The sequence below is a fragment of the Rhizobium sp. AC44/96 genome (genome assembly GCF_001692185.1).
Taxonomy (GTDB): Bacteria; Pseudomonadota; Alphaproteobacteria; order Rhizobiales; family Rhizobiaceae; genus Rhizobium.
On record NZ_LXKO01000037.1, the window covers coordinates 154,418 to 168,099 of the forward strand.

A 13,682-nucleotide genomic window follows, 5' to 3' on the forward strand; every position below is an offset into this window, starting at 1 on the left:
AGTTATTCCCCAAATGGTTGCATTCAAATCCGGACGGCGAGCTCATGCTTGCCGTCCGGATTTGTTTTAGCCCTTCGCCATTTCCGCAAGCTGCGTCATGATCACGGCTGCACCCTGCAGCCGCTTTTCTGGCGTCGGCAGATCGCGCGTCAGGAACACGCTGTGGTCGGGACGGATCTTCGCCATCGAGCCCTGCTTGGCGATGTAGCCGACCAGATTTGCCGGGTTCGGGAATTCCTTGTTGCGGAACTGGATGACGACACCCTTCGGTCCGGCATCCACCTTCTCGACATTGGCAGCACGGCACAGCGATTTCACGTAGACGATCTTCAGCAGATGCTGCACCTCGATCGGCATCGGTCCGAACCGGTCGATCATCTCCGCACCGAAGGCGTCGATCTCCTTGAGTTCGGTGATCTCACCGAGACGGCGATAGAGCGCCATGCGCAGATGCAGATCGGGCACGTAACCGTCGGGGATCATGACCGAGGTGCCGACCGAGATCTGCGGCGACCAACCGGTATCCTGGATTTCGTCGACGCCCTTCACCTCGGCAACCGCCTCTTCCAGCATCTGCTGGTACAGTTCGAAGCCGACTTCCTTGATGTGACCGGACTGCTCCTCGCCAAGCAAATTGCCGGCACCACGAATATCGAGGTCGTGGCTGGCAAGCTGGAAGCCGGCGCCGAGCGTATCGAGCGACTGCAGCACCTTGAGACGCCGCTCGGCCGTTGCCGTCAGCACCTTGTTGACCGGCAGCGTGAACAACGCAAAGGCGCGCACCTTCGACCGGCCGACGCGGCCGCGCAGCTGATAGAGTTGTGCGAGACCGAACATGTCTGCGCGATGCACGATCAAGGTATTGGCCGTCGGCACGTCGAGGCCGGATTCGACGATTGTCGTCGACAGCAGCACGTCGTAGCGGCCCTCGTAGAAGGCGTTCATGATGTCTTCGAGTTCGCCCGCGGGCATCTGCCCATGCGCGACCGCGACCTTCAGCTCCGGCACATCGGAGCGCAGGAACGCATGCACGTCCTCGAGATCGGCCAGCCGTGGGCAGACGTAGAAGCTCTGCCCGCCGCGATAATGCTCGCGCATCAGCGTCTCGCGGATGACAAGCGAATCGAAAGGCGAAATGAAGGTTCGAACCGCCATACGGTCGACCGGCGGCGTGGTGATCAGCGAAAGCTCGCGAACCCCCGTCATCGCCAGCTGCAGCGTGCGCGGGATCGGCGTTGCTGAAAGCGTCAGAACGTGTACGTCGCTCTTCAGCTCCTTCAGCCGTTCCTTGTGCTTGACGCCGAAATGCTGCTCTTCGTCGATGATCAGAAGTCCGAGATTGGCGAACTTGATGCCGGCTCCAAGCAGCGCATGGGTTCCGACGACGATATCGGTTTTGCCGTCGGCCACTTCCTTCTTCGTCAGCGCCAGCTCCTTGGCGCCCACGAGACGCGACGCCTGCGCCAGGCGAACCGGCAGGCCACGGAAGCGCTCGGAAAAGGTCTTGAAGTGCTGGCGGGCGAGCAGCGTCGTCGGTACGACGACAGCGACCTGAATGCCGTTCATGGCAGCCACGAAAGCAGCACGAAGCGCAACCTCGGTCTTGCCGAAGCCGACGTCGCCGCAGACCAGTCGATCCATCGGACGTCCGGCCCCAAGATCGCCACGCACAGCCTCGATCGCGTTATCCTGGTCTTCCGTCTCGTCATAGGGGAAGCGTGCCGCGAACTCGTCATAGAGCCCTTCCGGCGTGGTCAGGACAGGCGCGTGTCGCGTCAGCCGCTCGGCGGCAATACGGATCAAGCCGTCCGCCATGTCGAGCAGGCGCTTCTTGAGCTTGGCCTTGCGCATCTGCCATGCGCCACCGCCGAGCTTGTCGAGCTGCGCTTCCGTGCCCTCGCCGCCATAACGCGACAACAGGTCGATGTTCTCGACCGGCAGGAAGAGCTTTGCATCGTCGGCATATTGCAGCTCGAGGCAGGCATGCTGCGCACCCGCAGCCTCGATGGTTCTGAGGCCCACGAAGCGCCCGATGCCGTGCTGGGCATGAACAACGACCGACCCCTCGTCGAGGCCCGCGACTTCGGAGATGAAATCCGCGGCTCGCTTGCGGCGCTTGGAGCGGCGCACCATGCGGTCGCCGAGAATGTCCTGTTCGCCGATGACGATGAGATTGCCGGCTTCAAAGCCGGACTCGAGGCTGAACACGGCGGCCGCCGCCTCACCCTTGGCGAGCGCATCGATCTCCTTGAAGGCCGCAATCGGCTTCACGCGCTCAAGCCCGTGTTCGTTGAGAACCTGCAGCAGCCGTTCCAGCGACCCTTCCGTCCAGGCGGTGATCAGTACCTTGGCGCCACCCGCACGTCTGTCAGCGATATGCTTGACGACGGCGTCAAAGACGTTCACGCGCTCGGCATTGCCGCCACCTTCGGCGTTCGAACGGGCCCAGCGCTCACCCTGGCGCGCATCGAGATTGACGACGCGGCGCGCCTCCCCCTCATGCTCGTTGAAGGGCGAGATGCGCATCGCATTGAAGGCATCCAGCGTGCTCGCGAAGGTCTTGCCGTCAAGATAGAGCTGACCGGGCACCACGGGCTTGTAGGGCGTACCCTGACCCATCTGGCCTTTTGTGGTCTGCCCGGAGTTGAGGCGCGCGTCGTAATAGTCGAAGACGAGCTTCGAGCGCTCCTCGGCCGCCTCGCGCACCGTGTGGTCGGTGACCAGACGAAAGCCCTTGAGATAATCGAAGACCGTCTCCAGCCGTTCGTAGAACAGCGGTAGCCAATGCTCCATGCCGGGATAGCGGCGCCCCTCGGAGATGGCGAGATAGAGCGCATCGTCGCGCGTCGCGGCACCGAAGGCCGAAAGGTAATTCTTGCGGAAGCGGCTAATGGTATCCGGCGTCAGCGTCACTTCGCTCATCGGGTTGAGATCGAGCGAGCGGACCTGCCCCGTCGTGCGCTGGCTGGCGGGATCGAAGCTGCGAACGCTCTCCAGCGTATCGCCAAAGAAATCCAGCCGCACCGGCTCTTCCGAGCCCGGCACGAAGACATCGAGGATGCCGCCGCGCACCGCGTACTCGCCGACTTCGCGAACCGTCGCCACCCGGTCGAAGCCGTTTCGCTCCAGCCGTCCGGCAATATCGTCCATCCGCACCTGATTGCCGGGCCTTGCAGAAAACGCGAGGCTCTCGATCACGTCCTGTGGCGCCACCTTCTGCAGCATCGCGTTGACCGTGACGAGCACGATCGCCGCATGCGGCTTCTTCTGGTGGGCGATGAGCCCGCTCAGCGCCGCAAGGCGACGGGCCGACGTGTCGGCGCTCGGCGAAACACGGTCATAGGGCAGACAGTCCCATGCGGGCAGCGTCAGCACCGGAATGTCGGGCGCCACAAAGCCAAGCATCTGCTCCAGGTCCGCCATTCTCTGGCCATCTGAGAGCACGTAGGCAACGGGTTCGCCGGCGCGCGCAAGATCCGCGAGCAACAGCGGTTCGAGCCCTGCGGGCACGTTGCCGATGGTCAGCGGCTCGGCAAGCGCTGCGAGCTTCTTGGCGTCTAAACCTGGGATCATTCCGCGTTCCTGGCGTCGGCAGGATATTCAAAGTCCGGCTTGTAGGCAGCGAGCCGTTCGAACATCGGTGTCTGGAAACGCTCGGGCACCGGCCAGGTTCCCATGATCCACCGCACGAGGTCGTTGTCCTCTTCGGCCATGATCGTCTCGAACTCGTCGAGTTCAGCTTCCGATAGCCCGGCAATTTCCTTCTCGGCAAACTGACCGAACACCAGATCCATCTCGCGAATGCCGCGATGCCAGCAACGGAACAGAATCCGGCGGCGGCGGGGATCGAGATCGACGCTCGAGAGTGTCACACCTGTCATGGCATACCTTCCTGTTGATGCGCCTCTATAGACCCTCGAAAGCGGCTTGTCAGCCTTGCCAAGTCCGCATTGTTCGTCGCATTTTGCCGCCATGCGTCCTGCCATTCTCGATCCCCTGTTTTCGTCGGTTTCCGGCCTGCCCGGCGTCGGCCCGAAGATCGCCGAACTGCTCGCCAAGCTATTCGGCCGCGATACGCCGGAGGATTGCCGGGTCGTGGATCTCTTGTTCCATGCCCCGCACTCGCTGATCGACCGCCGCAACCAGCCAGGCATCGCCCGCTCGCCGCAGGGAGCCATCGTCACGATCACCGGCCGCGTCGATCGACACCAGCCGCCGCCGAACCGGAAGAGCAACGTTCCCTACCGCGTCTTCCTGCACGACGAGACCGGAGAACTCACCCTTGTCTTCTTCCGCGGCCAGTCGACATGGCTGGAAAAGCAGCTCCCCATCGACGAGGAAGTAACCGTCAGCGGCAAGATCGACTGGTTCAACGGCCGCGCCTCGATGGTCCACCCCGACTACATCGTGAAAACGAGCGAAGCCGGAAACCTGCCGCTCGTTGAACCGATCTATCCCCTGACCGCGGGGCTTTCCCCGAAAACACTTCGAAAGATCATCGAGGCCGCGCTGCCGCGGGTCCCCGATCTGCCGGAATGGATCGATCTGGCGCTCGCCCAGAAGCAAGGTCTGCCGTCGATATCCGACGCCTTCCATATGCTGCACGAGCCTCGCGATCCCTCCGATATCGATCCGCAGGCGCCCGCTCGCCGCCGTCTTGCCTATGACGAGTTTCTGGCGGGACAGCTATCCCTCGCACTGGTACGCCAGCGTCTGCGCAAAGTTGCCGGCAAACCCGTCCACGCGACAGGCGCCGTCAGCCGCCAGATATTGCAGGCTCTGCCGTTTTCCCCGACCGGCAGCCAGAACGAGGCGATCGCGGACATCCTGAAGGACATGGCGGGCGACGATCGCATGTTGCGGCTGCTGCAGGGCGATGTCGGCTCTGGCAAGACGCTGGTGGCCTTGATGTCCATGGCTGCGGTGATCGAAAGCGGCGGACAGGCCGTCTTGATGGCGCCGACGGAAATCCTGGCACGCCAGCACCACGCGACGATCTCCAAGTTCGCCGCGGCCGCCAACCTTGGCATCGAAGTCCTGACCGGCCGCACCAAGGGCCGCGAGCGCGACGAGATCCTCGAACGGATCGCTTCGGGCGAGGCGCAGATCATCATCGGCACCCATGCACTTTTCCAGGATAGCGTCAGCTACAACAACCTCATGCTGGCCGTGGTGGATGAACAACACCGCTTCGGCGTCCACCAGCGGCTGCGCCTGACCGCCAAAGGCATCACGCCCCACATGCTGGTCATGACGGCAACGCCCATTCCGAGAACGCTTGTCCTCGCCGCCTTTGGCGACATGGATGTTTCTAAGCTCACGGAAAAGCCGGCGGGCCGCAAGCCGATCCAGACGATCACCGTACCGACGGAACGCGTCGGCGAAATCGTCGGCCGCCTGAAGAGTGCGCTGGCGGAAGGCAAGAAGGCCTATTGGATCTGCCCTCTCGTCGAGGAGTCCGAAGAGAGTGACCTTATGTCGGTCGAGGAACGGCACGCCACCCTCGCCTCCGCTCTCGGCCTGGGCATCGGCCTCATCCACGGTCGCATGAGCGGACCGGAGAAGGACGCCGTCATGATGGCCTTCAAGAACGGCGACATTCGCCTGCTCGTCGCGACCACCGTCGTCGAGGTCGGAGTCGATGTCCCGGATGCCACCATCATGGTTATCGAACATGCCGAGCGCTTCGGGCTGGCACAGCTGCATCAGTTGCGCGGTCGCGTCGGACGCGGCGATGAGGCATCGACCTGCATCCTGCTCTACAAGGGGCCGCTTAGCGAAACCGGCCATGCCCGGCTCTCGATCATGCGAGAAACGGAAGACGGCTTCCGGATCGCCGAGGAAGACCTGAAGCTGCGTGGTGAAGGCGAGCTGCTGGGCACACGGCAATCCGGAACACCCGGTTTTCGGATTGCCAGCCTCGAGGCCCATGCGGACCTGCTGGAAATTGCGAGAAAGGATGGCGCCTATCTGATCGAACGCGACCCCGAATTGACGAGCGAGCGCGGAAAAGCCGTACGGACCCTGCTCTACCTCTTCCGACGCGACGAGGCGATCCGCTTCCTGCACGCCGGCTAACAGGCGGGCGCTTCGAAGCGCCCGCCTCCATGCGGCTTACCTCTTGGCAATCCCCGGCAGCGTCACGCGGAATACCTGGAACGTCGTATCGACGTTCGCGTCGTTCTCAGCCTTGTAGGCCGAGCCCACCTGGAAGCCGTCCTGGGTCAGGAAGTCGTTGTCGTTGGCAACGAATACGAAGTAGTCGTCAGGCTTGCTCGGATCCAGCGCACTGGCCAGTGACATCGCTTCCCACTTTTCGGACAGGTTGTTGCGGTCGTTCGGCGCGCCGTTGTGCAGGCCAAAGCGTGCAAGCTCCTTGCTGTCGTTGAGGTCGATCAGAGACGTCAGCGTCGCCGGCATCACGCTGGGGTCCAACACCCCCTTCGGCGCGACTGGTTTGTCGCCATCGAATTCGCTTCCGGCGATATCGGTTGCGGCAGACAAATCGACGACATTGATCGCCCTGTAAAGCGAGGTATCGCCCTTGAGGCCGAAGCCGTTGTTGCTGTCGCGAGCAAGCATCAGGAACGCCTTGTCGGAAAGCGCGACGATTTCGCTCTGCGCCGCAACCAGCGTCTTGCCCTTCGCATCCTTGAAGACTGGCAGCGGCACGACGTATTCGTGAACGAGCTTCAGATGTGCCGGATCGGCTGCATCATAGACCATCGCACGAGTGTTCTGCCGCGTCGCGCCGGAATCGCCGCCATCCTGGCGGGTTGCCGACTGCAGCACCGCGATCAGGTACTTGCCATCGGGCGTTATTGCCATGCCTTCAAGGCCTTGGTTGTTCTGGCGCCCCGTCTCCGGATCCTTCGGGTCCGGGGTCGAAGCGCCGGGGCCCGGATTGTTGGAGGCAAAGTTCAGCGCGCCCTTGCGCATCGGCAGCAGTGCCTTCGGCGGTTGCGTCGCCGCGATCAGCTTGCCGTCCGCCGAGAAGTGGTAGATGTAAGGGCCATATTCGTCGCTGATGAACATCGAGCCATCAGGCAGCCGCAAAATGGCCTCGTTGTCGAGCGCGACCTTGCCGTTGCTGGCCTGCGGCAGCGGCGGAAACTCGCCGGTTGCAGCACGAACGCCGCTTTCCGGATCGAGCCCTGTCATGTCGCCACCCTTGTCGTCGACAAGCAGCATCGAGTCGACCAGCTTCGCCTCTACTCCGGTCTGCTCCCTGCCGGCAGCCGGTACCGAGCCCGGTGCCGTCGGCGTCACCAGGATGTCAACGGTATTGATGCGCGGACGGTAATCCGTGGTGCCGGCGGCGTTGTAGCCACGGTCGGGAAGCAGCCACAGCGATCCCTTGTAGCCATCACCATCTTTGGTCCACGAGGCCGGATCGATGGCCATGCCGGAGCCGGAACCGAAGGTCTCCCCGAACTTGTCGCGCTGATTGGCCGGGATACGGCCGACAGCGACCAGTCCCCGATTGACGAAAGAGACGCCACCGACCGTCACGGTGTTGTCGGCAAACGCGGCGAAAGGCGTAAAGGCAACCGATGCAAGAAGCGCCGTGACGACAAAACGTGCCTTGGCGAAGGATGAAACGCTCATAGTAATGTCCTTTGGAAAAATACCGTGACGTCAGCCGGTACACAGACCCCCGTACACACCACGCACAGAACTCAGATCTGTGACGGCGGGTCCGGCTGCGGCCTCTCCAGCCTTCCACGCTCCATGTAGGACGGGACTATGATAGTGAAATGACAGTTAAGCGCGGGGCGGCACAAGCCACGCTCTGGGCGCAGGCGCAGCGGGCGCCGGGAAAGCTGCGCGACCTAGGGCCGCGCAGCTTTGAAGGTCAGATCTGGGCGCCGCGAGCCTTCGACGTCGCGCTGAAGGCTTTCTCGACATAGGCGTCGCGGCCGTAGACGTCGTCGAAATACTGCACCACGCCGTTCTTGTCAGGCCATGCCGTGAAATAGGCGATGTAGATCGGGAACTTCTGCGGCACCTGCACCGCATGGTTCTTGCCGGTCGCGATCTCCTGGCCGATCTTCTCGACCGAGGTGTTCAAGACGGCAGCGGCCATTGCGCGCGGGTCGGCAAGGCGTACGCAGCCGTGGCTGAGAGCGCGCATGTCACGCTTGAAGAAGCTCTTCGATGGCGTGTCGTGCATGTAGATCGCGTGCGCATTCGGGAACAGGATCTTCAGTTCGCCCAGCGCGTTGTCACCGCTCGGTGGCTGGCGCACGGAGATATTCGACGTCGAACCGTACCAGTCTACGCTCGAAGAAGGCACGGCCCTGCCGCCGACGGCAACTTCATACCCCATGCGATCCAGATAGTTCGGATCGGAACGCAGCTTCGGCAGCATCTCGTTGATGATGATCGATTGCGGCACGCCCCAGAACGGATTGAACTCGACCGTCTGGATCTGATCCTGGAAGAAGAACGTCTGGTGCGACGGCTGACCGACAACCACCCGCATCGACAGCTGTTCCTTGTTGTCGTTGTGGTAGTAGACCATGTAGGCCGGCTGATTGATGAAGACATAGCGCGAGCCAAGATCGGCCGGCAGCCAGCGTGCCTGCTCCATGGCCACGACCAGCTTTTCAATCTTCGCGCCGTTGCTATCGCCGCCGGTCATCACGCGAACGGTAGCCTGGCCGATGACGCCGTCAGGCTTCAGGCCACGCTCCTTCTGGAAACTCTCGACGAGCGAGACGATTTCCGGCGAGTAGTCGGTACCATCGGTATAGGCAGCCAGCGTCGCGGCGTTTTCCGCCTTCAGCGCAGCCGAACCATGCTTGCTGATTGCCTTGACGATATTCGGGATTTCCGGCGAGTTGTCACCGGGACGCAGCAGACCCGTCAGGGTGATGTTGATCGGCGCCTCGGCGCTCCCCTCGCCCTTCAGCTTGGCGAGCTCGGCCTTGAGGGCCGCAAATTGCGGGCCATCGGGCGTGCGGCTGGTGATGTAGGCAGCAACATCCGGGCTCATGCGTGCCAATTTGAGAACGGGCGTCAGGTTGACCGTCTTGCGAACGAAGTCGTGATAGCCAGACAGCTTGTTCGGGTCGACACGACCGCGAACCGTGTCCTGCACATAGGCAAGAACCTTGGCGGATAGCGCGAGCTCGAATTGCGTCAGCGCACGGTCGCGAGCTGATGGGTCCGGGTTGGACGGATCGACGTTGGGAACCTCGAGCGCGTAATCGGCGGGATCGAGCCCGACGGAACCAGCATCGGCAAGCGCCGCCATGGCAGCCTTGGCGCGATCGTTGATGTCGGCACCGCTCAGCCACAGCAGCGGATTTTTCGCATCGCCGTAATAGGCTTCAAGCGCCTTGGCGACCTCTACCGGCGCCCGCACCTTGGCCTCGATCAGGAAGCGACGCTGCACGGTGGGAGCCGCATCAGCAGACACGTTGACGGCGGCAACAGCGCCGGTCACGACGGGATCGGTGAACTTGCTGGTATCAACAAACCGCATCGGATCGGGCTTGTAGGTATAATAGGTCGGCGAAGATACTTTCGGCAGCGGCGCGCTGGGATCGGCGTAGGTCGCCGGCGGCGCGACAGGCGCCGGGCGGATCAGGGTGCTCTGCGTGCGTGCACGATCACCACGGATCATGTCCATCAACGTATAGGCATGCGCGGGAGCGGCCCCCATGGCGGCGATGCCGCAAGAAAGTGCCAATGCGGATACCGCACCTTTCGAAAGGAGTGTCATGCTTTTTTCCAGTCCCAGTGTCATGCTGTCTTCGATCGCGGGCAGAGCCCAGTTTAGAACTCGATACGGCGCCGAAGGGTCAAATGGCAGAAAGCACACGCCACCGCTAGCCTCGGAAAACTCAACTTTCAGTAACGCGGCAAACCCCGGCGCCGCTCGCAGTTCACACAAAATTATGAAATTATTGGTTAATTTTTTACTTTATTTTTGCGTTCCGACACAGTGGCCAAAAAGCCGCTCATAGATAAAAACTCACCCGTGTCCAAAAAAGCACTTATGGAGCGGCCGATAACATGAATATAGCTATCATGTTTTCATCAGCCGGTTTTCTCGAAACCATATCAGACATATAAGACGACATCTTTGCTCGGCAATCGCAAAAGAAAGGCTTGGCCATGACCTCCACTCGCACCGAAACCGATACATTTGGCCCGATCGAAGTACCGAGCGACAAATATTGGGGCGCGCAGGCCCAGCGCTCTCTCGGCAACTTCAAGATCGGTTGGGAAAAGCAGCCTCTTTCGATCGTACGCGCACTCGGCATCGTCAAGCAGGCGGCGGCCCGCGCCAACATGACGCTCGGCCAGCTTGATCCGGCGCTCGGCAAGGCGATCGTCGATGCAGCACAGGAAGTCATCGGCGGGAAGCTCGACGCGCATTTCCCGCTCGTCGTCTGGCAAACGGGATCCGGCACACAATCGAACATGAACGCGAACGAGGTGATCTCGAACCGCGCGATCGAGATGCTGGGCGGCGTGATGGGGTCGAAGAAGCCGGTTCATCCCAACGACCACGTCAACATGAGTCAGTCGTCCAACGACACGTTCCCGACCGCCATGCACATCGCTTGCGCCGAAGAGATTGTCCGTCACCTGCTCCCGTCCCTTCGCCACCTGCATGCCGCCCTCGACATGAAGGTCACAGAGTTCAGCCACATCATCAAGATCGGCCGGACGCACACGCAGGACGCAACCCCGCTGACGCTGGGACAGGAATTTTCGGGCTATGCCGCCCAGGTCGGCTCCGCCATCAAGCGCATCGAACTGACCCTGCCCGGCCTTTGCGAACTCGCGCAGGGCGGCACTGCGGTCGGTACCGGTCTCAATGCTCCGATCGGCTTTGCGGAAAATGTCGCCGAAGAAATCGCCGGGATCACCGGCCTGCCATTCGTCACCGCGCCCAACAAGTTCGAGGCGCTGGCCGCCCATGACTCCATGGTCTTCAGCCATGGCGCCATCAACGCCGCGGCAGCCGCGCTCTTCAAGATCGCCAACGATATCCGCCTGCTCGGATCGGGTCCGCGCGCAGGGCTTGGCGAACTGGCGCTCCCCGAAAACGAACCGGGCTCCTCGATCATGCCCGGCAAGGTCAATCCGACCCAGTGCGAAGCCCTGACGCAGGTCTGCGCCCATATCTTCGGCAACAACGCCGCATTGACCTTCGCAGACAGCCAGGGGCACTTCGAGCTCAACGTCTACAATCCGATGATGGCCTACAATTTCCTGCAGTCCGTGCAGCTGCTCGGCGACGCCGCCGTGTCCTTCACGGACAATTGCGTGGTCGGCATCGAGGCCCGTGAGGACAACATCAAGGTAGGCCTCGAACGGTCGCTGATGCTGGTGACGGCGCTCGCCCCCAAGATCGGCTACGACAACGCGGCCAAGATCGCCAAGACGGCACACAAGAACGGCACGACGCTGAAGGAAGAGGCGTTGGCAAGCGGGCTTGTAACCGTCGAGGAGTACGACACCATCGTTCGCCCCGAGACGATGATCGGCCCCAAGTAAGCCTCGCCCCGCCTTTCTGCCACCCGATCTTATTGGGCACCGCCGCAACCGCGGCGGTGTTTTTGCATGCATTGTTGACTGAAACATGCAGGTTTTAGAATTATTGCAATTGCGAAGGTGCGGGAATAGACCGACTGCGATTTACGTTCGGTCCCCAAGAAAGGTCCTTCGATGGCTGATGATCTGTTCCCTCTCGGCAAAGACTCCACCCAATACCGCAAGATCAGCAGCGACTATGTCTCTGTCGATACATTCAAGGGGCAGGACGTCCTGACTGTCGAGCCCGAGGGCATCCGCCTGCTGGCCGAGACTGCATTCGCCGACATCAACCATCTGCTGCGTCCGGGACACCTCAAGCAGCTCGCCTCGATCCTCGACGACCCTGAAGCGACCGACAACGACCGTTTCGTCGCCTACGACCTGCTCAAGAACGCCAACATCGCCGCCGGCGGTATCCTGCCGATGTGTCAGGATACCGGCACTGCAATCATCATGGGCAAGAAGGGCCGCCGCGTCTGGACCGAGGGCGAGGATTACTCGGCTCTCGCCAAGGGCGTCATGGATGCCTACGAGAAGAAGAACCTGCGCTATTCGCAGCTTGCTCCGATCAAAATGTTCGAGGAAAAGAACACCAAGAACAACCTGCCCGCCCAGATCGACATCTACGAGGAAGGCACCGACAGCTACAACTTCCTCTTCGTCGCCAAGGGCGGCGGCTCCGCCAACAAGACCTTCCTCTACCAGGGCACTCCGTCGCTGCTGACGCACGACCGGATGATCGACTTCCTCAAGGAAAAGATCCTGACCCTCGGCACGGCAGCCTGTCCCCCCTACCATCTGGCGATCGTCATCGGCGGCACCTCGGCCGAGATGAACCTGAAGACCGTCAAGCTTGCCTCGACGCGCTATCTCGACGACCTGCCGACCGAGGGCTCGGAAAGCGGCCACGCCTTCCGCGATGTCGAGATGGAAAAGGAAATCCACAAGCTGACGCAGCAGATGGGTGTCGGCGCACAGTTCGGCGGCAAGTATTTCTGTCATGACGTCCGCGTCATCCGCCTGCCCCGCCACGGCGCATCACTGCCGATCGGTCTTGGCGTTTCCTGTTCCGCTGATCGTCAGGCCAAGGGCAAGATCACCCGCGAGGGTATCTTCGTGGAGCAGCTCGAGACCGATCCGTCGAAGTACATGCCTGAGATCGACGAGACGAAGCTGTCGGAATCGATGGTCCGCATCGATCTCAACCAGCCGATGGCGGATATACTTGCAGAACTCACCAAGCATCCGGTCAAGACCCGCCTGTCGCTGACCGGCACCATCATCGTCGCGCGCGACCTCGCCCACGCCAAGATCCGCGAGCGGCTGGAAAAGGGCGAAGGCATGCCCGACTACATGAAGAACCACCCGGTCTATTATGCCGGCCCGGCAAAGACGCCGGCAGGCTACGCCTCCGGTTCCTTCGGTCCGACCACGGCCGGCCGCATGGATAGCTATGTCGACCAGTTCCAGTCCTTCGGCGGCTCGATGGTCATGCTCGCCAAGGGCAACCGCTCGCGCGCCGTGCGCGAGGCCTGCAAGACGCACGGCGGCTTCTACCTCGGTTCCATCGGCGGTCCGGCCGCGCGCCTCGCGCAGGATTGCATCAAGAAGGTCGAAGTCCTGGAATACCCGGAACTCGGCATGGAAGCTGTCTGGAAGATCGAGGTCGAAGACTTCCCGGCTTTCATCGTCACCGACGACAAGGGCAACGACTTCTTCCAGGAATTCAACCTCGGCTGATCGGGGTCTAGTGGATTGATGCGGTCGCCGCCCGGTCGACCGTCTGAACATGGCTCATCGCACCGAGATCGGTTGCGGTGAGCACATCCTCCGCCTTCACGCTGGCGAGGATGTCGGTGCGAAACGCACCTTCGAAGAAGCCGTTGTGCTGGATGAGAAATGCCGATCCGGCGATCATTGCGGCAACCAGCACGACTGGTGAAGAATGGCGAGACGTTTCCATGATCTCATGCTTTCCGTTGAAACCCCGTTGGGTTCGTTGGAAAGGAATGTGCTCTCTTGCCGCCTTTCGCAGAAGATCCAGAGATGAACACCGATCGTCAACAAGGCGAAGACAATCGCCCAGCCAAACGACAAGTTGGATTCTTTTCGAAAACAACTCGCCT

8 protein-coding genes are annotated in these 13,682 nt (G+C 61.7%); 3 read left to right on the forward strand and 5 right to left on the reverse strand.

Features of this window, described 5'->3' with window-relative positions:
* Positions 1–66: 66 nt before the first annotated feature.
* Positions 67–3,573: a transcription-repair coupling factor gene (gene mfd, locus A6U87_RS24535; protein ID WP_065693932.1), complete on the reverse strand. Its 3,507-nt coding sequence runs from the start codon at positions 3,571–3,573 to the stop codon at positions 67–69.
* A complete protein-coding gene (locus A6U87_RS24540; RefSeq protein WP_065693933.1) occupies positions 3,570–3,881 on the reverse strand; it encodes a succinate dehydrogenase assembly factor 2 in 312 nt (103 codons plus the stop codon). Before A6U87_RS24540 ends, mfd begins: the two co-directional genes overlap by 4 nt.
* 91 nt (positions 3,882–3,972) lie before the next feature.
* Here A6U87_RS24540 and recG point away from each other — a divergent pair, with 91 nt between their 5' ends.
* A complete protein-coding gene (gene recG, locus A6U87_RS24545; RefSeq protein WP_065693934.1) occupies positions 3,973–6,078 on the forward strand; it encodes an ATP-dependent DNA helicase RecG in 2,106 nt (701 codons plus the stop codon).
* A 36-nt stretch (positions 6,079–6,114) separates the two neighbouring features.
* Here the strand turns inward: recG and A6U87_RS24550 are convergent, their stop codons facing one another.
* Positions 6,115–7,608 carry an esterase-like activity of phytase family protein gene (locus tag A6U87_RS24550; RefSeq protein ID WP_065693935.1) on the reverse strand — a complete coding sequence of 498 codons (1,494 nt, stop codon included), beginning with the start codon at positions 7,606–7,608 and terminating at the stop codon, positions 6,115–6,117.
* Between the two features lie 247 nt (positions 7,609–7,855).
* Entirely contained in the window at positions 7,856–9,730 is a 1,875-nt protein-coding gene (locus A6U87_RS24555; protein ID WP_065693936.1) for a murein L,D-transpeptidase, read from the reverse strand.
* 395 nt (positions 9,731–10,125) lie between these two features.
* Between A6U87_RS24555 and fumC the strand changes: the two genes are divergently transcribed.
* Together fumC and A6U87_RS24565 are read left to right on the forward strand one after the other, a co-directional pair.
* Positions 10,126–11,517 (forward strand): class II fumarate hydratase, encoded by a 1,392-nt coding sequence (gene fumC / locus A6U87_RS24560; protein ID WP_065693937.1) that lies wholly within the window; start codon positions 10,126–10,128, stop codon positions 11,515–11,517.
* Positions 11,518–11,688: 171 nt separating this feature from the next.
* Positions 11,689–13,296, forward strand: a complete 1,608-nt coding sequence (locus A6U87_RS24565; RefSeq protein ID WP_065693938.1) for a fumarate hydratase — start codon at positions 11,689–11,691, stop codon at positions 13,294–13,296.
* Positions 13,297–13,303: 7 nt separating this feature from the next.
* Here the strand turns inward: A6U87_RS24565 and A6U87_RS24570 are convergent, their stop codons facing one another.
* Positions 13,304–13,519: a hypothetical protein gene (locus A6U87_RS24570; protein ID WP_065693939.1), complete on the reverse strand. Its 216-nt coding sequence runs from the start codon at positions 13,517–13,519 to the stop codon at positions 13,304–13,306.
* Positions 13,520–13,682 lie beyond the last annotated feature (163 nt).